Origin of the sequence: Paraburkholderia sp. RL18-101-BIB-B (assembly GCF_046026985.1) — a bacterium.
GTDB lineage: Bacteria > Pseudomonadota > Gammaproteobacteria > Burkholderiales > Burkholderiaceae > Paraburkholderia.
In genome coordinates this window covers 89647-109938 of the sequence record NZ_JARESV010000027.1, presented here as the reverse complement: position 1 = coordinate 109938, position 20292 = coordinate 89647, and the positions used below count along the sequence as shown (strand labels likewise).

At 57.5% G+C, this 20292-nt stretch carries 24 protein-coding genes and 1 pseudogene; 6 read left to right on the top strand and 19 right to left on the bottom strand.

From position 1 onward, the window contains the following. A partial coding sequence (xylB, locus tag P0D73_RS30030) for a xylulokinase (protein ID WP_408434148.1) occupies positions 1-1254 on the top strand: 1254 nt, incomplete at its 5' end. 85 nt (positions 1255-1339) lie between these two features. Here the strand turns inward: xylB and P0D73_RS30025 are convergent. Further along, on the bottom strand, positions 1340-1684 hold the full coding sequence (locus P0D73_RS30025; protein ID WP_408183476.1) for a hypothetical protein: 345 nt from the start codon (positions 1682-1684) through the stop codon (positions 1340-1342). A gap of 288 nt (positions 1685-1972) precedes the next feature. Here P0D73_RS30025 and P0D73_RS30020 point away from each other — a divergent pair, with 288 nt between their 5' ends. After that, entirely contained in the window at positions 1973-2332 is a 360-nt protein-coding gene (locus tag P0D73_RS30020; RefSeq protein WP_408183477.1) for a DUF2442 domain-containing protein, read from the top strand. Between the two features lie 191 nt (positions 2333-2523). Here P0D73_RS30020 and P0D73_RS30015 read toward each other — a convergent pair whose 3' ends face one another. Then, positions 2524-2733, bottom strand: coding sequence for a hypothetical protein (locus P0D73_RS30015; RefSeq protein WP_408183478.1), 210 nt, complete (start codon positions 2731-2733; stop codon positions 2524-2526). Between the two features lie 545 nt (positions 2734-3278). On the opposite strand from P0D73_RS30015, the gene P0D73_RS30010 reads away from it, so the two are divergent. Next, entirely contained in the window at positions 3279-3836 is a 558-nt protein-coding gene (locus P0D73_RS30010; RefSeq protein WP_408295481.1) for a Uma2 family endonuclease, read from the top strand. Positions 3837-4076: 240 nt separating this feature from the next. On the opposite strand, the gene P0D73_RS30005 is transcribed toward P0D73_RS30010, so the two are convergent. The 10 genes and pseudogenes from P0D73_RS30005 to P0D73_RS29960 form a co-directional block, all read right to left on the bottom strand. Further along, positions 4077-4502 (bottom strand): VOC family protein, encoded by a 426-nt coding sequence (locus P0D73_RS30005; protein ID WP_408434144.1) that lies wholly within the window; start codon positions 4500-4502, stop codon positions 4077-4079. A 176-nt stretch (positions 4503-4678) separates the two neighbouring features. Further along, complete coding sequence (locus P0D73_RS30000) at positions 4679-4852, bottom strand: response regulator (RefSeq protein ID WP_408434141.1); 174 nt, start codon at positions 4850-4852, stop codon at positions 4679-4681. A 33-nt stretch (positions 4853-4885) separates the two neighbouring features. Beyond that, the gene (locus tag P0D73_RS29995; RefSeq protein ID WP_408434138.1) at positions 4886-6175 is read right to left on the bottom strand and encodes a hybrid sensor histidine kinase/response regulator; all 1290 of its coding nucleotides are present in this window, start codon (positions 6173-6175) and stop codon (positions 4886-4888) included. Positions 6176-6627: 452 nt separating this feature from the next. After that, complete coding sequence (locus P0D73_RS29990) at positions 6628-7680, bottom strand: hypothetical protein (RefSeq protein WP_408434159.1); 1053 nt, start codon at positions 7678-7680, stop codon at positions 6628-6630. Between the two features lie 25 nt (positions 7681-7705). Beyond that, positions 7706-8158 (bottom strand): chromate resistance protein ChrB domain-containing protein, encoded by a 453-nt coding sequence (locus P0D73_RS29985; protein ID WP_408434135.1) that lies wholly within the window; start codon positions 8156-8158, stop codon positions 7706-7708. Continuing rightward, positions 8155-8889, bottom strand: coding sequence for a superoxide dismutase (locus tag P0D73_RS29980; RefSeq protein WP_408291678.1), 735 nt, complete (start codon positions 8887-8889; stop codon positions 8155-8157). Before P0D73_RS29980 ends, P0D73_RS29985 begins: the two co-directional genes overlap by 4 nt. Positions 8890-8926: 37 nt before the next feature. Then, the gene (locus tag P0D73_RS29975; protein WP_408179948.1) at positions 8927-10111 is read right to left on the bottom strand and encodes a chromate transporter; all 1185 of its coding nucleotides are present in this window, start codon (positions 10109-10111) and stop codon (positions 8927-8929) included. Next, complete coding sequence (locus P0D73_RS29970) at positions 10108-11085, bottom strand: chromate resistance protein ChrB domain-containing protein (RefSeq protein WP_408434132.1); 978 nt, start codon at positions 11083-11085, stop codon at positions 10108-10110. The genes P0D73_RS29975 and P0D73_RS29970 overlap by 4 nt, the downstream gene beginning before the upstream one ends. 213 nt (positions 11086-11298) lie before the next feature. Further along, positions 11299-11445 (bottom strand): annotated as a pseudogene (locus P0D73_RS29965) (EamA family transporter); the annotation flags it as partial. Then, complete coding sequence (locus P0D73_RS29960) at positions 11405-13306, bottom strand: sensor domain-containing diguanylate cyclase (protein ID WP_408434129.1); 1902 nt, start codon at positions 13304-13306, stop codon at positions 11405-11407. The gene P0D73_RS29960 and the pseudogene P0D73_RS29965, both read right to left, overlap by 41 nt. Positions 13307-13607: 301 nt before the next feature. Here P0D73_RS29960 and P0D73_RS29955 point away from each other — a divergent pair, with 301 nt between their 5' ends. Then, positions 13608-13892 carry an asparaginase domain-containing protein gene (locus P0D73_RS29955; protein ID WP_408179951.1) on the top strand — a complete coding sequence of 95 codons (285 nt, stop codon included), beginning with the start codon at positions 13608-13610 and terminating at the stop codon, positions 13890-13892. A gap of 107 nt (positions 13893-13999) precedes the next feature. Here the strand turns inward: P0D73_RS29955 and P0D73_RS29950 are convergent, their stop codons facing one another. From P0D73_RS29950 to P0D73_RS29930, 5 genes are all read right to left on the bottom strand, one after another. Beyond that, the gene (locus P0D73_RS29950) at positions 14000-14209 is read right to left on the bottom strand and encodes a hypothetical protein (protein ID WP_408179952.1); all 210 of its coding nucleotides are present in this window, start codon (positions 14207-14209) and stop codon (positions 14000-14002) included. A 241-nt stretch (positions 14210-14450) separates the two neighbouring features. Then, positions 14451-14945 (bottom strand): hypothetical protein, encoded by a 495-nt coding sequence (locus P0D73_RS29945; RefSeq protein ID WP_408434126.1) that lies wholly within the window; start codon positions 14943-14945, stop codon positions 14451-14453. 128 nt (positions 14946-15073) lie between these two features. After that, on the bottom strand, positions 15074-15346 hold the full coding sequence (locus P0D73_RS29940) for a hypothetical protein (RefSeq protein ID WP_408179954.1): 273 nt from the start codon (positions 15344-15346) through the stop codon (positions 15074-15076). A 190-nt stretch (positions 15347-15536) separates the two neighbouring features. After that, positions 15537-15755: a hypothetical protein gene (locus P0D73_RS29935; protein WP_408179955.1), complete on the bottom strand. Its 219-nt coding sequence runs from the start codon at positions 15753-15755 to the stop codon at positions 15537-15539. A gap of 73 nt (positions 15756-15828) precedes the next feature. Further along, positions 15829-16038, bottom strand: a complete 210-nt coding sequence (locus tag P0D73_RS29930; RefSeq protein WP_408291670.1) for a hypothetical protein — start codon at positions 16036-16038, stop codon at positions 15829-15831. Between the two features lie 146 nt (positions 16039-16184). Here P0D73_RS29930 and P0D73_RS29925 point away from each other — a divergent pair, with 146 nt between their 5' ends. Together P0D73_RS29925 and P0D73_RS29920 are read left to right on the top strand one after the other, a co-directional pair. Continuing rightward, complete coding sequence (locus tag P0D73_RS29925) at positions 16185-16712, top strand: recombinase RecA (protein WP_408434123.1); 528 nt, start codon at positions 16185-16187, stop codon at positions 16710-16712. Between the two features lie 547 nt (positions 16713-17259). Next, positions 17260-17532: a hypothetical protein gene (locus P0D73_RS29920; protein WP_408179958.1), complete on the top strand. Its 273-nt coding sequence runs from the start codon at positions 17260-17262 to the stop codon at positions 17530-17532. A gap of 158 nt (positions 17533-17690) precedes the next feature. Here P0D73_RS29920 and P0D73_RS29915 read toward each other — a convergent pair whose 3' ends face one another. Both P0D73_RS29915 and P0D73_RS29910 read right to left on the bottom strand, forming a co-directional pair. Continuing rightward, entirely contained in the window at positions 17691-18680 is a 990-nt protein-coding gene (locus P0D73_RS29915) for a D-2-hydroxyacid dehydrogenase (protein ID WP_408179959.1), read from the bottom strand. A gap of 290 nt (positions 18681-18970) precedes the next feature. Then, on the bottom strand, positions 18971-20284 hold the full coding sequence (locus P0D73_RS29910; RefSeq protein WP_408179960.1) for a dicarboxylate/amino acid:cation symporter: 1314 nt from the start codon (positions 20282-20284) through the stop codon (positions 18971-18973). Positions 20285-20292: the final 8 nt, after the last annotated feature.

Sequence of the window (20292 nt, the reverse complement as noted above, 5' to 3'; positions counted from 1 at the left end):
CAGGCCATTGGTCTCTCTGGTCAAATGCACGGTGCCGTTCTCCTTGATGCCAATGACCGGCCGCTGCGCCCAGCGATATTGTGGAACGATATGCGCAGCGTCAGCGAATGCACTGAACTCACGGCCCGCGCACCAGGGCTGCATGAAATCGCAGGCAATTGCGCCATGCCAGGGCTCACGGCACCAAAGTTATTATGGGTTGCACGACACGAGCCGGAGCACTTCCGGAAACTGGCGTGCGTCCTGCTGCCGAAGGACTATCTACGTTTGCGTTTGACCGGCTTAAAGCTCACGGACCCATCCGATGCGTCAGGAACCCTTTGGCTCGACGTCGGGCGTCGCGAGTGGTCCGACGTTCTTTTGCAAGCCTGTGACATGTCGCGAAAGCAGGTGCCACTGATTGAAGAAGGGAGCCGGGCGGCCGGCGTCGTGCGTCGCAGTATTGCTAGTGAGCTTGGCCTGCCCGCAAATGTGATTGTTGCGGCTGGTGGGGGCGACACGGCGACAAGCGCGCTGGGAGTCGGCGCTGCAGAATCCGGGGATGGATTTCTGTCTCTCGGGACCTCGGGAGTGCTGTCCGTTGTCACCGGGCAGTTTCGGCCGAGCCCGCACCTAGGTGTACACGCGCTCTGCCACTCGATTCCGAACCGGTGGCACCGAACGAGCGTCGTGCTGTCAGCGGCTAGCTGCGTTCGTTGGCTGTGCAACCTCACTTCTGCCGACGAAGCATGTTTGCTAGGTGAGGTCGAGAGTGTCAGTGCGAACCGCCGCGCCAAAGCTCCATTGTTCTTGCCATATCTTTCCGGTGAACGAACACCCCACAATGACCCTTACGCCCAAGGCGTGTTTTGTGGACTTGCTGATTCGACCGACCGCGCCACGCTTGCCTATTCGGTTCTTGAGGGCGTCACGTTTGCTTTGTCGGATGGCCTCGATGCCCTGCGTGCGGATGGCACCCGCGAAACCTCGCTGAGTCTTATCGGTGGCGGTGCACGCAGTACGTTCTGGACGCAGTTGATTGCTGACGCGTTTGGGGTACCGGTACGCCGGCCGCCCGATACACAGTGCATCGCTGCGCTCGGAGCCGCACGTCTCGGCTGGTTAGCGGTTGGCGGCGACTTCGCGGCAGTCGTCTGTACCCCGTCGCTCTCGCAGGAATTCTTTCCTGACGATGAGCGGCATTCGATACTTGTGGAACGGCTAGCGTCGTTCCGAAATCTGTACAGGCAACTGCGGCCGCTTTTCCCAACTTGATATGTAGAGATTTCGGAGCGGAGCAGCGCAGTCGCTGTTGCCCGCGACATGAAAGCAGTTGCTACGGGCGTGAGCTCGAACCTGTTCAGAGCGCGTCCTGGCAAAGCGCCATCATCCTCTGGACCATTGTGCTTGATTCGTTGAGTTCCATCTCGCTGGTGAAGAGGGCGTTCACGCTGGACAGCCGGACTGCGACGCCTGCCTCCAGCAAGTCCTTGCTGGCAATCTTCAGAGCGAGTTGACCGATGCGGACCCTGTCCAGCCAGTCCATCTTCAGCCTATTTTTCTTGAGCCATCGACGGCAGCACTCAACAATATGGTCCACTCGCCATTCGTTGGTCAGCGCGTAGGAAGCAGCTGCAATCGCCACCAGTAAACATAGCAAGTCGGGCCGCGCGCTTGCGCGCTCGTCAAATTCAGGTTTGGTCATGTCTATCGGCTTGCTCGCAGCAGTTAAGCAAGCCCAGCACATGTGGGCGAAGACACGCGAATCAACAGGGTCATCATTCGACCCTTTTTTAAGGGCGCCGGCATGATTGCAAGGACCTGGTCGGAACAGCGATAAAGGGGGCTATTGCCGCGCGGCAACTGCCTTCGCACTTTCAGCAACGGGCGCAAGGTGCGTTGACGAGTTCCTCGTCCCGTCGACCTTTCAGCAACGGTTGGACATGGATACCAGTTCGCGCGGAAGTTAGCGCAATGGGTACTGGGCCGCGACATGGTCTTGAAAAATGAAGAGCTGAATCACTTTGGTCGCGGCGCCGCGTTCCGGCATTCTTCCTTGTTTGGCGTCTCGCGGCGACCTATCTTTAAGTTGCTTCTCATCAAGGAGACGGCCATGGACAGCGGGGCGGTAAGCGTGCATTTCGACAGCGGACACCTGTTTCTCGACCTGTCCGACGGCCAGGCCGTTGAATTTCCGTTGGGCTGGTTTCCTGCGCTGCAGGCAGCCACAACAGCGGAGCGAGGGTGTTTTGCCATCTCTTTGGACCGCCAGCAGTTGTACTGGCCGGAACTGCATGAAGAGATGGACGTCACCGCATTGCTGCAGTCCTTGCCAGACCGTACACGGCACTAGGCCTGCCTGGTTCCTCTCGGGCGTTCGACGTTTTTCGTCGAACATGGCGTTACGATTTTTGCGCTTTCGACTTGCCGGTTTGTTTTTTCGGCGGTGCGATGTCGGCGTTCCAGTTCAGCTTCCACAACACTCAACGCCTGCTGGTTCCAGTGTCGACCTAGGAACGAGTCCTACGACCAGGACGGCGCGTGCTATGGCGACTCGATTGCGTCGAGACGCGCCTGGGCCGTCTCATCAGGATGCTGACGCTGATACGCCTCGAACACATGTGAGCAAAGTTGCGCCAATGCAGCAAGATGTACCGCCTGGTCGGCATGCTCTACCTCACCCGCGTTCAGCAAGTCGTCGAGTACAGGAGCGAGACGGCGCAGTTGCCGGAAAGTGGCGTCGTCAAGTTTCATGTTGGGTTTCCTATCTTCGGCCGATACGGCACATGCGGTACAAAGCTGGCTCGCAGCTTTCCTTAAGCCCCTGTCACTGGAGGAAGACGGTGGCCCACCGACTTTTTGAAGTCTATGCCTGGAGGGCATGCATCACATCCCGCGCAGGCCAGATAGCGGCGGCGCGTGCATCCAGGCACGTCCACCAGTTCTGGTACGCCCCACCGCAACCATTTGCCAGCGGGCGCGGAGTGTTCGAGCTGCACCGTGGCGCTCGATGCTTTGTTTGCAATCGTAAAGCATCAAAACGAGACGCGCGAATTACAGTCTACGCTCCCGTCGCTGCACTGCACAATAAATCTCAGAATCTAGGTGAATATCGGGCCTCGATTGCCCGCAATATACGGCATGAAGCGTACCGAACAACACTGCCAGTGCGGAAAATCGCATGCCGAGAGCCTCGTTACTACGGTTGGATTTCTGCGACGCACAATAACAAACTAATTGTCAAATCGTCCGGGGAGGGTTTACGCTTAAGCCACTTCCCCGCGAGATGACTCTGGACTATGGCCACGCCTGCTTTTCTGGACCGTGACGAACTGCTCGCCGCCTGGTGTCGCGTCACTCCGAATACAGAATTTGTCGAGCGTTACCGGTATGAACTGGACGAACTCGGCGAGGCTGTTCTGAATCCTTCCCCGTCGGCCAGGCGCCAGATAGTGCTAACAGATGTCTACTGTCACCTCACCGAACACATGGGTCATGGCGCAGCAATGTCGGTGGCCATTTCGACCCGGTCATTTGGCATCAGGGTCCCGGACGTCGTGTGGATGCCGTGTGACAAGTGGGAAGGCTTCGACCGCGACGACCCAGTGCCGTTTGTGCCCGACCTCTGCGTTGAAGTGCTTCTCGATAGCGACAGGGTGCGGGAGATCGACCGCCGGATAGCAAGCTATCTGCAGGGCGGCGCGAGTGAGGTAATCGTTGTGAACCACTTTGGACGGGTTGAATTCTGGGGCGCAAGAGGCCGGCGACCAACTTCAATTTTCGGGATAACACTCCCGCTTGACCGCATGTATTTCGAAGAAAGTGACGTGTCGACTATTCTGAGCGTTCGTTGTTGAGAGCCTAGCATTCAAATGAGGTCCACGCAGGGCGAGCGTCACCAGCGGTTCATCATGGCGACTCGTTCGCTTGAATACTTCGCGCAACGCTCGTTCGCCAAAGCCGTCGAGCAGGCGGTCGTCATTCATGTAGCGCACTGCGCAGGGGCTTAGAAATGGAGACATCCCCGGATGTTCCTGCTCTGGCTCCCCAAGCTGCCAACGCGGTCTGCGGCTAGCAAACCACCGGTCCCATTACGCTCACGGGTGCCGCATCGACGGAGTAATTGTTAGGCCAACCAGCAATCCTTCCGGAGAAAGAAATCGTGTGACCGTCTGACCCCACGGTTCCATCTTGTTCTTGATGAGAATTCGATAGCCTCGCGATTCCAGTTCCGCAGTTGCTCCTTCGACATCTTCGACATCGAATTCGAGCCATGCCTGGGGAACGGGCGTGTCGTCCGGCCAGGAATCTTTGCCAAAGCAGGACTGTGCCGCCTGCTCAAGCGGCCATAAGGCAAAACTCTGAACTCCTTTCAGAGTCTCAGTATGCAGATAACCGCCCGACTCCTCCTTGAATGAGATATTGAACGTCTCCCCGTACAAGTTCCGGCCCGCGATTTTATCGCGGACGATTGGTCCAAACCCGGCAACGAGCAGGATTTTGATACGCTCAAACTCTTGCATGTGAACTCCTCCTTTCGCTGCAGATGCGGCAGGTAGTGGGGTGTGTTTCTGCCCGTTCAGGTCGACGTCCCCCTTGGTTCAGCTGATTTTTTTGTCGCCCTGAACTCATGACCAAGGGCTCACCGACCTTAGACAATGCCCCGCAACTTGCCATCGGCACGATTCACCAGGATGTACTACAGCTTGTCGAGAGAAAGTGGCTTGGTCAGATGGAAATCGAAACCGGCCGCCAGTGCCCTCGACTTGTCGGATTCGGAAGCATAGCCCGTGAGCGCTACGAGCACGACGCCGTCGAATGCGCGATTCAGGCGAACGGTTCGTGCAACTTCGAAGCCGTCCATTTCCGGCATGCCCACATCGATGATTGCAACCTGGGGGGCATTTCAGACATCAGCGCGTATGGCGCCGCGCCCGTTGTCCGACGTTGTTACTTCGTGACCTTCAAGCTCGAGCAAAACGCTCAGCGCCCTGAGCGCATCCTGATTGTCGTCAACAAGCAGGAGACGCGCCGGTTCGGGAGCCGCAGCGGTCGCTCCGGGGGCGCCTGCGTCTGTATTTGCTATGGTCCTGGCTATCGGCAAACGGAGTGTCACAACCGTGCCTTTGCCCACGCCTTCGCTCCTAATTGAGATTGTTCCATGGTGAAGTTCGACCATCCGCTTTGCCATCGCGAGCCCGATTCCCAAGCCTCCTTCGGAACGCGCCTGGCCACGGGCAGACTGCGCGAATAACTCGAAGACGTGCGGCAGGACGGCGCTATCGATGCCAATTCCGTTGTCAGTGACGTCAATAACAATCAGCCCGGGTGTCTCCTCGCTCGAGTTGTTTGGCTCGACACGAACATCGAGCTCGATGGTGCCTCCGACAGGTGTGTATTTCGCTGCGTTCGAAAGGAGATTGCCCAGCACCTGGCTCAGGCGGACGTGGTCAGCACGCACGGGGACGGGCTCGTCCAGCCCCGTGATTTTGAGTGTGTGCCTGCGGGATGCGATGTGATGTCTGATGGCTGTCACAGCATCAGACACAATGTCGCTGAGTGATGTGTCGCTGTGCTTGATAGCGAGCTTGCCATGTTTCAGACGGGCGGCGTCGAGCAGGTCATCGACCAGAGTCCGCAGATGCCTCATCTGGCGTTGCGCAATAGTCAGGACTTCGACGGCCCTTTCGTTTTCGGCGCAAAGTCGTTTTGCTGCACTTATGGCGCCATCGATTGGCGCCATTGGATTTCGCAACTCGTGGCTGAGCATGGCGATAAACTCGTTGTGTCGTCGGTCGCTCTCTTCACCGCTGTCGCGGGCATTGACGATGGTCAACGCCGAGCCGGCGAAAACGGCGAGGTTTGAGAGGAGTCTGACGTCTTCGAGGTCAAATCTGCATTCCTGTGTGTGTGACATCACCCATATCGCCCCCAGCTCCGCATTCTCAGCCTTGATTGGAACGACTATGCCTTCCGGTACTTCGACTCCCGGAAACGCGAGGCAATGGAACTGAGCCTGCGGATTGACGAATAGTTGTGGTGTCCCCGCCTCCAGGGTCACAGCGCACGGGCACTCGTCCCATGCTGTCGTATGGCCACGCAGGCCAGCGCAGAGCCCGGCGACCGCGAGCCACCTGAAGACCCGATTGTCATCCGGTCCTTCGGCAAGACTGATGCCTGCGCTCCCGCACGGCACAGTGTCAGAGCCGTGTCCGCGATGGCTTGCAGAAATGCGGAGCGCGGGCCGGCCTGAGTCCGGGCGAGCGCCACAAGCGCTCGGTTCTCGGCCGCGTAATCTGCGGTGCGGACCGGCCTGCGGGCAAGCTCATCCGTTTGACTGGGCGCGCGACTGCTTTGCATGGCTGACAGAGCGACTGGAAAAATAGAGGGGGCTCGGAGGTCGGGATGCCAGGATGCTGCAAGCTCGACCGACGGGCGCCAGAGCGACCTTGTTCACAGCGGCGAATTTCACATGACGGGAGGGGCGGCACAAAGTCAACGAGGGTTCGTACCTGCTTGCTTGCAAGGGCGGCCTCGCTCCACAAACGGTAGCATCTCGAAATTGCTTGTGGCGCATCGTCCTCGAACTGCAAGCGGTAGCTGAATTCAGAAGGCATATAACGCACAAAGCCATTCGCTACATATGTCTCAGCGCACCCCTTGGCTCTTAGGCTCCAGAATGCGAAGCATCGGCCGTCCACCCAAGTTCTTGAGCGGGAAGTAGGAGCGGTGTGTCTCGAGGTCTACCGCTACAACGTGCGCGTTTGGGCCGATATGACCGTCACCCAGTTTTGAGAGCGCACCTGTTTCCACACGAAACATTGAGACAACTCCTGCTTCGCCGGCGACGTACAACAAATGCAGTGGAGGGTCATACGCGAGGACATCCGGGTCCTTTCCGACTTCGAACGATGATGTCGCGCGCATGGTGCGCATGTCGAGAACGATGAGTCGGTCGTTCCCCTCGCACGCGATGATTGCGAGCCGCTGGTTAGCATCTATTAGCAGCCCGTGGTTTCCCTTCGCGCCGGGCACGTCAATCCGCGCAACAATCTGGTCACTGGCCGGGTCGATTTCAATCAGCTGATTGCGCGTTTGTACGTTGACAAAAATGTGCTTTGAGCTTGGGTCATACTGGGTGTTGCCCGCCTCACCGCCAAGCGAGATGGTTGCGACTCGCCGGTTTGATGTCACGTCAATGACCGTCTCCGAGCCACCGGTTTCATCCGAAACATAGAGCTTGTGCGCCTCTGGGGCATAGGCCATCCCGTCCGGGTAGGCGCCGGTCGGGATGCGAGCGGATATTCCAAGAGTCGTCATGTCGATGGCGACCGCCTCGTCTTCTCCGGTAGCCGACGCATATACGCGCCCCAGCTCAGGAATTGCCAGCACTCCATGAACCGAACTGACGCCGGCGATGCGTCCGACCACGCGAGACATATTAGTATTAAAGACGACGATTTCACTATCGCCCAGGTGTGCGATAAATAGCAGGTGTCGGGTTGGGTCGAAGCTTTCGTAATCGAAGCGTGTGGTCTTACCGCCAAGCGGAACGTCGGCGACTTTCCGCAGAGGTAGATTGGAGGCTTCGAACGCCTCCTCAGTGTTCGTCGGACCACTTGAAGCAGAGGCAAGTGTGGCAATCGCCAGAGCTGCAACAGCGAAGGTTCGAAGCGTCGATGACCGGCCAGACGGGACCATGTCTTTGTACCAATGCTCTCGCTTTCTACGCTGCGGGCGGCCAATCGTGTTTTTCACTTTGGCAATCGCGACACCACGCATAGAGCGCGTCATACATCACCATGCCATGCGAAAGCATCTCATGGTCGTTCTCAAATATCCGGGAGAGGCCCAAAGACAAGGCAAGCAGTCCCGCAGCCTGAGGGGCCAGGTCGAGGCGCGCCGTATCCGCGCCGCGTACGATTACTGCAAGCGCGGCCAACGCTGGGTCCGACAATTGATATTCCGCCAGGAAAGTGTCGAAACTGCAGAGCTCGCCAACGTGAGTCAGCTTCACGCCAGGGATATCAAACGGTATCGCACCTTCGAGCTCGGCGACGGCCAGCACCTGGTCCGCCGGTACAAAGAGAAATTCCGGCGACTTATCGATGAACCGTTGGACCAGCCAGGGGCAGGCAATGCGGTCAATTTTCGGGCGCTCGCGAGTAATCCATTTCATGTCATCCTCCGCGCAGGTAGTGCGGCTTGCATTCTCTGGGCCGCATTATCCCAGTTGATGAGGCTAAACAGCTGATTGACGTAGTCGCCGCGCTTGTTCTGATACTTCAGGTAGTACGCGTGCTCAAACACGTCTAGCACGAGGACGGGCTGAATGCCCCAGGCTGTGAGCTTTTGATGGTTCTCACACTGCAGGACCATGAGCTTTGAGGTCGCTGCATGGTAGCCAACGATGCCCCAGCCAGACGCTTCCACAGCAACGGTTGCCGCAACTAGTTGCGCCTTGAACTTCGCGTAGGAGCCGAAATTTTTGTCTATTGCCTTTGCCAAGTCACCCTTCGGCTCGCCACCTTTGCCCGAGACACTGGTCCAATAAATGGTATGCAGGATGTGACTGGACAACTGAAACGCGAGTTCTTTCTCGTAGAATTTCACCAGCGAGAAGTCATTCGACTCGCGAGCTTTTGCCAATCCATCTTCAGCTTTGTTCGCTGCGACTGCCGCCGGCTTATGGTGAAAGTTGTAGTGCAGTTCAACGGTGCGCGCGTCGATGACTGGCTCAAGCGCATCGTAGGCGAATGGCAATGGCGCTGCGACGTATTTGCCGTCCGCGTCCGTGAGCTTGTCTGTGTAACCGGGCTCTTCTGCGGCACGTACAGTTTGTGCCTGGGCCAGCATGATTCCTGCACCAACAGCAGCCGAGTTATGCAGGAAGGTACGACGTGTTGCCATGATTGCTTTCCTTGCAGACTGCGCAAAACGCGCGTTGTTAGATACCGTGAGAATGAATGAGCGGATAAACGACAAGACCAAACAGGGCCGCCGCGACTACGATGAACGGCTCCTGCAATTTCTTGAAGCGCCACAAAAGCAGCACGGTCGCAACGGCCAGCGCCACAGTGGGAATGTCAATGAGCGAACGCTTTGCGATAACCAGTACGGAACCCGTGATGGCGCCGACGGCGGCGGCCGTGATGCCGTCAACGAATGCCTTTACGGCCGGCAACTTTCCGTATTTTTTGAAGTACGGCGCCGGCAGAACCGTGAACAGATAGCAGGGCAGGAAAGTCCCTAGCGCAGCGACACAAGCGCCCGAAAAACCCGCCACCAGAAATCCAATGAAGCCGACCGTGATGACGACTGGGCCAGGCGTAATCATCGCGACCGCAACAGCATCGACAAACTGACGGTCATTCAGCCAGTGATGTTCTGTGACCACGCCTCCGTACAGGAACGGCACGATGGCGAGACCGGAGCCGAACACGAACGCGCCGGCCTTGGCGAAGAACAGTCCTATCTGGCCAAGCAGCGGGAGGTCCAGCCCGCTGAGCACGCCGCTCATCGTCGGCAGGTACCCCACAGCAAGTCCATGCACGGAACCTTTGGTGAGCCACTTTGGCGGAGCACGTCTTAGCCACCCGATAACCCCTGCTGCAATGAAGAGCCACGCAATCTCGGACTCCGTGATGAACGTCACGGCGGCCAGCGTCAGGAAAATCGCCCACAGGAGCTTGTCCGCGCCGACTGTCTTTGTTGTCAGCTTGTAGGCGCTCATCGCGATGATGCCGACAACAGCCGCTCCCACGCCGTAGAACACCGCCTGCATCCACGACAGGCCACCAAAGCGTGCATACGCCCAGCCGAGCGCCACCACCATCAGAAACGAAGGGATGACGAAGGCAATTCCGACGAGGGTGGCACCCAGCACCCGAAAGTGCACATACCCAAGATAGATGGCCAGTTGCGCGGCCATCGGTCCCGGCGCCAGTTGCGCCAGTGCTATCCCTTCCTTGTAGTCTTCTTCGCTAATCCAGCCCAGCCGTTCAACGAGGTCGCGGCGCATATAGCCGGCCAGGGCGACCGGGCCACCGAAGCCAATGGTGCCGAGCCGCAGCATGTAGCGGACGAGCTGGCCCAGTGTATAAGTGGGCGCGGCGTGCGTGACTGTGCTCATGGACGTTTCCCGGCGTCAGTATTCCCAGATGCGGCAAAGTGCGCGAGCAGCGAATCGAGGACGTTGCTCATCTCAGCGAGCATTTCGTCGTCGCTCAACGCGCGTGCTTTTGCCCCGGCCATTACCGCTTCGAAGCCGACGGCTTCCGGTACAACCGGGCCACCGATATCGAGCGCGTGCACCAACGCGCCCAGCTTGAGCAGCCCCGGCTCGTCTTCAAGTCCGAAGCTGGCCACCAGCACCTCAAAGGTCACGCGGTCGCCCACGTGCGTAAATGCAGCGCCGTCGAAGTCAAATCCCAGCGCATCTTCCGGGCACTCGCCCGGCGACGCGAGCCACAGAAAGCGTGCCCGCGAATCGATAAAGCGCCGGATGAGCCACGCGCTGGCAACGCGGTCGACCCACAGGCGTTGACGGGTTGCCCAGGTCCGGCCCTGATGGTCTTCGCGACGCAGTACGACAATCGCACCCTCGGCCTGATGAGGTTCCCCCGGCGACAGGACGGTGTTCGCCAACGCAACGAAGTCCTGCCAGGCGGCCTCGGCCCGCGTAGATGCCTCGTTCCGAAAAAAGTCGATGCCTGAAATGGCCTCGAAGTCCTTGCCAACACGGCGCAATAAGCGGGTGATTTCGGCCGGGGAGAGGTCCGACAGGGTTTTTCTTGCATCCGCCAGCAACCGCGCGAAGGCTGCGTACTCGTCGGTTCTATCGAACAGGCACCGAAATTCGGCCTCCTGGTCCGCTCCCCGGCTAGAAGTACGCACGACATGGGCCGCTCCGCCTACGTCGCCGATGCTTGTTCCGAGCTCCAACAGTTCGGCTTCTGCGGCATCGGTCGCGGGAAGCAGGTAGACGCCGTCCCGTAAGACAGCACAGCCTTTGGCCTTGAGGGCACGCCAGAAGCGCATCCGGGCAGTGGCGTTATCAGTCGGCAGCGTCAGGACGAGGAGGAGCCAATCGTTTAGTGAATTCATGTTGTATACGTTACAACACGGTAGATTACTCTACAAGAACGAATTTCGAGCAAGGGTTGAGACTGGCGGGACTGGAGCGGTGCCGACCTGGAGCCTTTGAAACTGGCTGGAAGAGAATTGGGGGCCAACGGCCCCGATGACGAACCGATGTCCGACGGCCGGCGCAGAATGCACCGGTCGTCGACCTTTCAAAGCGAAGATTCGCTTCCGGTGTCAGTGGATGCGGCGGTGGTGAATATCGGGTAAATGTGCGTGCGTGTGGGTGATAGGCGCGTGTTGATGGAGGTGCGTATGGGGTTCCTCGCCCTCCCACTCAAAATCATACGTGTGCTGATGGTGTTCGTCGTGCCGGTGCCGATGGAGTGCGCCGATGGAAAACCCGGTTTCGTCCAAGACGTTTTGCTTCATACAGCGCTGAGTCAGCTAGCTCCAGCAATTCGCCTGGGTTGATAGCGTCGGCTTCGCTCATGTGTGCGACGCCTATGCTTAACGTAAGTGCGCCAAGAGGACTTCCTTCGTGTGCGACAGCAAGGCCCTCGATATTGGCTCGAATCCGTTCGGCTGCTTCGACTGCTTCGGCATACGAACAGCCACTAAGCGCGACAACGAACTCTTCGCCGCCATATCGAGCAAGCAGGTCGCCGTCTCGTATCGCTGCCTTGATGCATTTGCCAACAGTCTTTAGACACTCGTCGCCAGCCGAATGTCCATACCTGTCGTTGTACTTCTTAAAGAAATCTACGTCGATAAATAGTACCGCCGTCTCCGGAACGGCCGCAGTTCCCGGTGCAAAATATGAATTGAACTCGGCATCAAAGAAGCGTCTGTTCCCAAGCCCGGTGAGACTATCGACGTAGGCCAACTGCTTCAACTTCTCTTCTTCCGCATTTCGACGTTGTTCGGACAATACGCGGGTATTAATGTCCCTGACGGTAAACGCCATCGCTGCGTGTCCGTCAGTCGGTTCGGCGGGCATCGCGGCAATGAAGCTCCGGACCCATATGAAAGACTGGTCTCTGCGCCGTAACCGGTATTCGACAGACGCCTCCATGTGCTCTGTGCTCGTAGCTGTCATCGCCTGCTTGAGGCGGTGCCAGTCATCCTGATGGACCATCCGTTCTATTTTGCATCCAACCAGGTCGTGGGGCTCGTATCCAAGGGTATGTCTTACGCGGGGAGATACATACTGGAACTCGCCGTTCGAAGCGAGTTGAATAATGACCTCGTCGGAGTGTTCAGCTAACTGGCGAAATCTGCGATGACCGTCGATGACCAGAGAAACGAGACGATTGCGTTGAACTTGCAACACAGTGATGGGGAGCGCGATAGACAGGGCGGCTACCGTGAAGACCTGAAGCGCAAGGATGCGTTCCTGCATGTTGCTGAAAGTGGTCAACCAGAGCGGCCCCATTCCGCGCACCGTCAGTGGCACAGCAATGCTGATGAAAAGTAGGATGCCGAGAAGAACGGTTGAAAGCTCGGCGTGGAACGCAAGGAGGGCGAGCGGAGGCAGAGCCCAGTAAAGCACCGACTGGATCGTCTGGACGAATATCAAGGTTGTGACGCATCCGACAAGCGCCAGTAACGCCAGCGACTTCATCCGATTCCCGGGTTCCAACAGGCTCCGCCATTCACCTGAGACGATATTCAAAGTCACGGGCGTGAATATCACAAAACCGAGCGACGCGGATATCACCCAGTTAGAAAAGGAAGAAAAAGGATGGGTGGTGAAGACACCCTGCAATAGTAAAACCGCAGCCAAACCAGAAACTAGCGGAGCGAGAGCACCTGCTACGAGCACAAATCGAAGAAACGTTCTCGGGTTTATCAGTTCCTTTGAAGAACTAACCCACGGCAGAAGCAAAGCAGCCGTACACACTTCGACCATACCGCCCGCGGTGAAGGAAAGAGATACGTAGAGGCTTTCGCCGCCCATCAGGTTTGCTACAAGGTTCCCGATTACCCCGCCTATAAGGATAGACGGCTTGCTGCGGCGTGGAACCGCCATCAGGTGTCCGAGCAGGTAGCCGTCGGCTATCCAGACAGCGACGATTTCGCCGGCCATGGTTTTAAGCTGACCACTGACAACAACGAGGCAAAAAGATGCAATCGTCGCCACGACCACGTGATAGAGGCGACGGTCTGCTTCTCTTGAGCGCGTAGTTGTTTCTTGGTCCGCTGCTGGCAAACGTGTTGAAGCCGAAAATCGTCCTTCACCCATCTTCCACCTATCTTGTGTTTCAAGGTTGTCAGGCGACACGGTCCCCGCGACCCTCGTTCAACAGTTCTGTGCAAATCGTTTATCGGCGCTTACGTCTCAAACTTTAGGAAGAGTCGTAAATCCTCTCGACAAGTTATTGACGCCCCGTTCGCGACGAGTGCGCTAAATGTGCGGTGCCTCACGTTACCGTACTGGCGACGGGTGGCACTATCGCTGGAACTGGCGCGAGCGAAACGGAAAACCACCGGCTACAAGTCCGAAGTCCTCACTGCGGACGTTCTATTGAAGTCGGTTTCGTCGCTTGGAAAAGGCGCAGGTGTCTGGCGAGCAGGCGCTGAACCTCGGAAGCGAGAACATCACTAATGAAATTTTGCTGAAGCTGGCCAGGCGGGTAAATACACTTCTGGCTCAACCTGACATCGCTGGTGTGGTCATCACGCATGGAACAGAGACGCTCGAAGAAACGGCCTACTTCCTCAACCTCGTGGTGAAAAGCGACAAGCCCGTGCGCCGGCCCGAATCCTCGCCCGACCGCCAACTCAGGTTGAACGGTTGTCGAGCTGACTGGCAAAGCAAGTTCGCTTGACCGTCGTTATTCGTGCCGCGCACGCTGCCTCGTGCTCAGGTGCAAAGGAGCTCACGCCTGCTGATTCCGGTGTCGATTTACGGGTCTTGCAACCAGGACGGCGTGTGCTATTGGGACTCGATTGCGTCGAGCCGCGCCTGCGCCGTCTCATCAGGATGCTGACGCTGATACGCCTCGAACACATGTGAGCAAAGTTGCGCCAATGCAGCAAGATGTACCGCCTGGTCGGGATGCTCTACCTCACCCGCGTTCAGCAAGTCGTCGAGTACAGGAGCAAGACGGCGCAGTTGCCGGAAAGTGGCGTCGTCAAGTTTCATGTTGGGTTTCCTATCTTCGGCCGATATCGCACAGGCGGTACGAAACTGGCTCACACCTATTCTTAAGCCCCCTATCACCGGAGGGAGCCGGCGGCCCACCGGCTTTTTTAAGTCTCTGCTTGGAAGGGATGCATCAAGGCTCTGCGCCAGATTTTGCACGGCCAACCGCGGTCGGCACGCCCGGGTCGGATGCGTGCTCTGTCAGGGCGGTGCCCCGTTGGGTCCGCCCGGTCCCGTGTTGTTATTTGGCGAGCTGGCAGGTCTTGGAATCAAAGCCAAGCGTCATGCTCTTCGTCACCTTGGGTATGACAGCCATGGGTTCGTCCGGTTTTCGGTCTAGATAGGTGACGACGATGGAGCTGCCATGGAACACAATCGACCGCGGCATGATGCGGTCGCCAAGGAAGATAGCGTTGGTCTTACTGCAGTCACTGAATGCCACCGCTACGTACCTGAAAATGCCGCTACCGCCTGGTTCGTCCGCCAGGAATAACGCGGCAGCAGGCTTCGAGTCAAGCCGGCCACCGACGGGCTTGCCGAACACACGCGTCACGTGTTGCGTCGCCGAGCCAGGCGCGGCCGGCATCGCTCGCTTGCCATTCGACAACTTCACGTCTTCGTTGTTGATGCGGAAGGTCGCATTCTCGTAGTCGACATCGACAGTTCCAGCCTGGGCCCGGACGGCTACCAGCACGAGGCAGGTCGCGATTGCGGCGGTGGTCAACTGCTTCCTCATGATTCATGCGCTCCGTCAGGAAACGTCTGCCGCGTAGTCGCGAAGTGAACGTTCCGAAGTTGTTGTTCTTCGGGCCGCTCTCGCCCGGCCTAACGCAGGGTGAGGTGCGTTGTGCGCGGCGACTGGAATCACGTCACGACGACGTGGTCGCAGAACCACTCGTTGAATGTGTCAAAGCCCTGCATGGTCAGCCCGAGCCGGTGCGCATTCTCGCAGGCCCGCACCAGCATCCAGCACGCGGCTTCCTCGAGGTCGGCTTCGAAGTCCGGCGCATTGGTTTTGTCAAAGTGCCGCAGCGCTGTGGCCACACAGCTCTCCGCGGCATTGAAGGCCAGGCGGCCCACCGGCCGGCCGTGCAGCTTCGTGTGCGCCAGGTCGGCCGCATCGAACTGCCAGTCCACGCCCGCCGGCGTGCCACAGCGTCTCGCCCAGTATACGTTCGGCCGCGCTGGTCAGGGTGATAGCTGAAGCGAAGCGATGGCGCTCTAGAGCGACGGGTTTCGACGCGAGATGTGATAGAGCTGTCGCGCAGAGCAGCATCACATCGGATGTCGCCTGTGACTGAGTGGTTTCACATCAGTCTCCTCCGCGCTAGCCGTGGCTATCGACCCACGCACGACACCATGAAAGGCCTGCTGATTCTGCCTCTGCATTAGTATCGAAGGCGCCAAGCACTCCAGACGCCTCTACAACCTTCGAGTCGCGCATGATTGTGCCGCTTCCGGCGAATCGTTCCGGTCGCATGATATCTTCCTGCTGCAGGATGGCATGGCCCCACAGCGTGTACCCACGATATTTCTCAGTTTGCATCTGTTGACCTCTAAAGGTCGTCCGTACCGCTTCTTATCAGTGATTGCCTCAACTCTAGCGGCTCGACAAGTATCTACTGCTTGAGCCGTTGGGTGTCGATTCCGGCCATCTTCAACGTAGCGTCAATCATCTTCAGTTCCTGGACGAAATCGAGTGCCCATTCTTCGCCGTCGCAGCGCACGGTCATGCCGTTGTGCATCGAAATCAGATAACGCGCCTTGAACAAGGCATCGACAAGCTTCGATTCTCGTTCGGCTTCCCGAACCCACTCGTCCGCTCTCATGATGGAATCTCCTCTGAACAAAAGGAAGCTGGATGTTGAGCCGAGCGCGCGATGTCGCGAAGCCAGTTCCCCAAATAAAAGTGACAGTTCACCGCAATGAAATTGCGTGTACGATACTGTATAAATATACAGGTTTTTGATGCAACATGCCCAGCGCTTTAGCTACCGCCGAAGAGATACATCCGTCCTTGTGGCGTGCGTCGCAGTTCGCGCGCGGCCGTGGGCGGGTCATTGAGACCGGCTATCCCGCGCTGTCTGCCGAACTTCCAGGCGGGGGCTGGCCGCTCGGAGCGCTCGTCGACCTGATGGTGCAGCAAGCGGGTGTGGGCGAATTGCGGCTGTTGCGCCCCGCGCTGAGTGCCGCAGGCAATCGACCCGTTGCATTCGTTCAGCCGCCGCATACCCCGGACGGACTTGGACTTAGCTACATCGGACTTTCCATTGAGCAGGTCCTGCGGGTCAAGGCGCAGAAAACCGCGGATGCGCTCTGGTCAGCCCAAAAGGAACTCGGAGACATACGCCGCAGTATTTGCCAGCAACTCCACAACGAAGCGTTTATCGCGGCTGCCTCGCACGGGTTGTTCTTTCGAGTCGAATCATTGAGGGCTGGGAACAGGCAACCGTCATTGCCTTCTTTCGACAGAGCACCGTTGACCTACTGGTTGCTGGATTGAATCAGCAAGGCTGCTATGCGTCACGTAGTTGAAACGCTCTCTGCGACTACGGTACCGATGAATTGTCCTCATTACTGGATAGTCGGTGACTCTACGACCCCTCACTTTCATACGCGTGTACGAGTCCCTTCGGTCAGGCCAAAGCCGACAAACTACGATAGCGTGAAGCACTCGCGCAATTACATCTTTATGTAACCCGTCACGCAAAGCCGCCGCGGTGGATTGGAAATATGAAGGAACCGCTGAAAGTTTCCGATTGCAGACGCGATTGATGGTGGTCCTGCTGGCAATGGTGCGTCGACGCCTGCAGGAATAGTCGCTGGTATAAAGCTGTTCGCCAGACTAGCCATAAAAAGAGCAATCGATGCGCGCATCGGTGGTCGTGGCATTTGCGGCAGCGGCGTAGTGATTGTCGCGTACTGACTTACAGACGCACCCCGACGAACCAAGGCGCCTGCTCTCTCTCAGGCACTTTGCTGTTCAGCGCCCGGCCGCGGAACGCCTCATTTGCGCTAGACTGGCTTTGAGCAACCGGAGGGAGACCTAGATGATACGCAAGACGCTCAATGCCTCGCAGCTTCAGCAGGAGGTCAACCGGCGAATCCATCGACTGCGGGAAATAGTCGAGGATGGCGTGAAGATTCGTGTGCCGCGGCCACAGTTGCAAGAAGCTGACAAGACAGGCTGCAACTGGAACATGACCCACTTCGGCAACGCAGTCGGCTTCGAGCGCGACATCGAGGGCGTGCTCAAGGCCGTGCGTGCGGAATACAACCTTAGTACCGAAGTGAAAGACACCGGCAACCCGTTTGGGGACTAGCCGCAGAAGATATCGGAGTAGGAAGAATAGTAGCCGGCTTCTTGTGATAGAGCTGCTTGACAGCGAGCTTGCCGCAATAAGTGACAGCGGCACTGCCCAGTGGTTGCGCCAACTGCGAGTGCTGGTTTCCTTTTTCTTGCGCATGCACCGGTGCGCTATCATCGCTGGATAGGCGTATTCACGATGTTTCGCGGTTCGCCTGCCACGTAGGCTGAAATGTTGTCCAGGAGCTGGTCGGCAAGCGCTTGAATCGCCTCTTCGCTCGCCCAAGCCACATGAGGCGTCAGGATGAACGCTGGATGATTCAGAATTTCATTCAGTGGATTGTCTTCCGACAAGGGCTCCCGCGTAACAACGTCAAATCCGGCGCCAGAAATCAGGTTGCGGTTCATGGCCCTAACTAGCGCTGCCTCGTTCACTAGCCCACCACGTGCTGTGTTGATGAGCAGTGGCCGTCGCTTCATCGTAGCAAACTCGGCGTCGTCGATGAGGTCTCGAGTCTGTTCGTTCAGCGGGCAATGAAGAGTAATGATGTCAGACTCTTCAAGGACTTTTTCAAACGGGGTGTATAGCATCCCCATGTCGTCGCGCCCTTTGAAAGCTGAGAATAGGACTTTTAGCCCCAACGCTCTGCCGATTTCTGCCGTCGCTTTCCCTAACGCACCGTCGCCGATGATGCCAAGCGTGGAACCCGCCAAGTCTTTGATGGGATAGTCGAAGAAACAGAATTGGCCGGACTCTTGCCAGCGGCCGGCTTGTACCGCCGAGCAGTATGCAGTCAGGCTTCGCCGCAGGGCAAAAATCAGTGCGAACGTGTGCTCGGGTACCGTGTGCACCGCATAGTTCCTCACGTTGCAGACTGAAACACCCATCTGATTGCATACACCCGTGTCGACGTTATCGGCGCCGGTTGCGGCAATAGCGATGAGCTTAAGCTTTTTCGCTTGGGTAATCACATCAGCACCGAGCTTTACCTTGTTGGTAATTACGATGTCAGCGTCGCGAACTCGGTCAAGAACCTGGTCAGACGTCGTAGTTTCGTGGAGCTCGAGCTCGTGATTGAAAGGAAGTTCTTTAAGTTTTGTGGTCGGCGGAATGGTCGAGCGGTCGAGGAAGACGACTCGCAAAGGAGAGGATGATGGATTCATTTGTATTGGGCCTGTTAGCTAACAAAAAGGGGCGGCTCCCGCCAATCGCGCGCTACGGAGGCGGTAAGGCGGCAGCTTCGGGAGTTCGTGGCGGACCCAGCGATGCTGAAGGTAAGACTTGACCCTAGAGTGCCTCAACCTCGAGTGTTGACCGGAGAATCGTCCGAAGAGGGGTGTCGATAGGGAAAAGCAAAGGGTTCGGGACGCAACGACCGCTCCGGACCCTTGCTTACTTCTCGGTGACCTCAACGCGACTTTGAGGGCGCTTTACGGTGTCAATGAAAACCGTTTCAATCGTCTTGTGGTCCTTGCGAGAGTTGAGTTTTGAAAGTTTCGCGGTTGAGGGCCTTTTCCCATTTTGCAACGACTATCGTCGCAATGCCGTTGCCGATGACGTTAATGATGGCTCCCCCCTCCGAAATGAACCGGTACACCCCCAGTACCAACACCAAGCCCGCTACCGGGATGCCGGGTACCGAACTCAGTGTAGCTGCCAGAACAATGAATGCACCTCCGCTGACGCTCGCGGCGCCCTTCGACGTGAGCAACAGAACTAGCATAAGAGTAAGTTGATGTCCGAGGCTAAGTGTACTGTCGGTAGCTTGCGCGATAAAGATTGCCAGAACCGTCATGTTGATACAACTTCCGTCGAGGTTGAACGAGTATCCAGCAGGAACTACCAGTCCGACGACAGACTTGTCACAGCCCAGTTTTTCGAGCTTTGCCATGAGCCGAGGCAGAGCGGACTCCGACGAGGACGTGCCAAGGACAAGAAGCAGCTCGTCCCGGATATAGCGCAGAAACGCTATCAGACTAAATCCAGCGAGGCGGCAGACTGCCCCCAGAACAACAAACACAAAGACAAGGCCGGTGAGGTAGTAGGTGAGTAGCAACTGACCATAGGAACCCAGCGACACAACACCGTATTTGCCGATGGTGAAGGCAATTGCACCAAACGCACCGATCGGCGAGACATACATCACGATGCGGACCATGTTGAAGAAGGTGTTCGCGCCGGCGTCAATTACTGAAAGCAAAGGCTTGCCGCGTTCACCGAGCATCTGGAGTGCGAAGGCGAAGATAATAGACACGAACAGCACCTGCAAAATGTCGCCCTCTGCAAATGCCCCAAACACCGTTGTTGGGATAATGTGGGATATAAAGCCGACAACGCTTTGGTCGTGAGCAGCCTTTGTGTAGGCGGCAATAGCTGAAACATCGAGTGTGCGCGGGTCCACATGCATTCCGCTGCCAGGCTTCAATATGTTGACTGCTATCAGGCCGATGGCAAGGGCCAGCGTCGTCATTACCTCAAAATAGATGAGTGATTTGACGCCGACGCGACCAACCGACTTTATGTCGTTCATGCTCGCGATGCCGTGGACCACGGTACAGAAAATCAATGGAGCAATCATGAGCTTGATGAGCTTCAGGAAGTTGTCTCCTAAAGGCTTCATTGCTTCGCCGACGGACGGATAGAAGTGTCCGAGAATAATGCCCAGGACCACCGCTATCAAGACTTGAATGTACAGGTGGTGGAACCACCGCTTTCGGGTGCGAGGGGCGGGCTGCGGGTGGACTGATGCCTCCGTTGCAATGCTCATGATGTGTC

Bases quoted from the DNA above. Each gene is read 5' to 3' on its own strand.
- P0D73_RS30025 (WP_408183476.1), bottom strand. From the start codon at position 1,684: ATGACCAAACCTGAATTTGACGAGCGCGCAAGCGCGCGGCCCGACTTG.
- P0D73_RS30020 (WP_408183477.1), top strand. From the start codon at position 1,973: ATGGTCTTGAAAAATGAAGAGCTGAATCACTTTGGTCGCGGCGCCGCG.
- P0D73_RS30015 (WP_408183478.1), bottom strand. From the start codon at position 2,733: ATGAAACTTGACGACGCCACTTTCCGGCAACTGCGCCGTCTCGCTCCT.
- P0D73_RS30010 (WP_408295481.1), top strand. From the start codon at position 3,279: ATGGCCACGCCTGCTTTTCTGGACCGTGACGAACTGCTCGCCGCCTGG.
- P0D73_RS30005 (WP_408434144.1), bottom strand. From the start codon at position 4,502: ATGCAAGAGTTTGAGCGTATCAAAATCCTGCTCGTTGCCGGGTTTGGA.
- P0D73_RS30000 (WP_408434141.1), bottom strand. From the start codon at position 4,852: ATGCCGGAAATGGACGGCTTCGAAGTTGCACGAACCGTTCGCCTGAAT.
- P0D73_RS29990 (WP_408434159.1), bottom strand. From the start codon at position 7,680: ATGGTCCCGTCTGGCCGGTCATCGACGCTTCGAACCTTCGCTGTTGCA.
- P0D73_RS29985 (WP_408434135.1), bottom strand. From the start codon at position 8,158: ATGAAATGGATTACTCGCGAGCGCCCGAAAATTGACCGCATTGCCTGC.
- P0D73_RS29980 (WP_408291678.1), bottom strand. From the start codon at position 8,889: ATGGCAACACGTCGTACCTTCCTGCATAACTCGGCTGCTGTTGGTGCA.
- P0D73_RS29975 (WP_408179948.1), bottom strand. From the start codon at position 10,111: ATGAGCACAGTCACGCACGCCGCGCCCACTTATACACTGGGCCAGCTC.
- P0D73_RS29970 (WP_408434132.1), bottom strand. From the start codon at position 11,085: ATGAATTCACTAAACGATTGGCTCCTCCTCGTCCTGACGCTGCCGACT.
- P0D73_RS29960 (WP_408434129.1), bottom strand. From the start codon at position 13,306: ATGGGTGAAGGACGATTTTCGGCTTCAACACGTTTGCCAGCAGCGGAC.
- P0D73_RS29950 (WP_408179952.1), bottom strand. From the start codon at position 14,209: ATGAAACTTGACGACGCCACTTTCCGGCAACTGCGCCGTCTTGCTCCT.
- P0D73_RS29945 (WP_408434126.1), bottom strand. From the start codon at position 14,945: ATGAGGAAGCAGTTGACCACCGCCGCAATCGCGACCTGCCTCGTGCTG.
- P0D73_RS29935 (WP_408179955.1), bottom strand. From the start codon at position 15,755: ATGCAAACTGAGAAATATCGTGGGTACACGCTGTGGGGCCATGCCATC.
- P0D73_RS29930 (WP_408291670.1), bottom strand. From the start codon at position 16,038: ATGAGAGCGGACGAGTGGGTTCGGGAAGCCGAACGAGAATCGAAGCTT.
- P0D73_RS29925 (WP_408434123.1), top strand. From the start codon at position 16,185: ATGCCCAGCGCTTTAGCTACCGCCGAAGAGATACATCCGTCCTTGTGG.
- P0D73_RS29920 (WP_408179958.1), top strand. From the start codon at position 17,260: ATGATACGCAAGACGCTCAATGCCTCGCAGCTTCAGCAGGAGGTCAAC.
- P0D73_RS29915 (WP_408179959.1), bottom strand. From the start codon at position 18,680: ATGAATCCATCATCCTCTCCTTTGCGAGTCGTCTTCCTCGACCGCTCG.
- P0D73_RS29910 (WP_408179960.1), bottom strand. From the start codon at position 20,284: ATGAGCATTGCAACGGAGGCATCAGTCCACCCGCAGCCCGCCCCTCGC.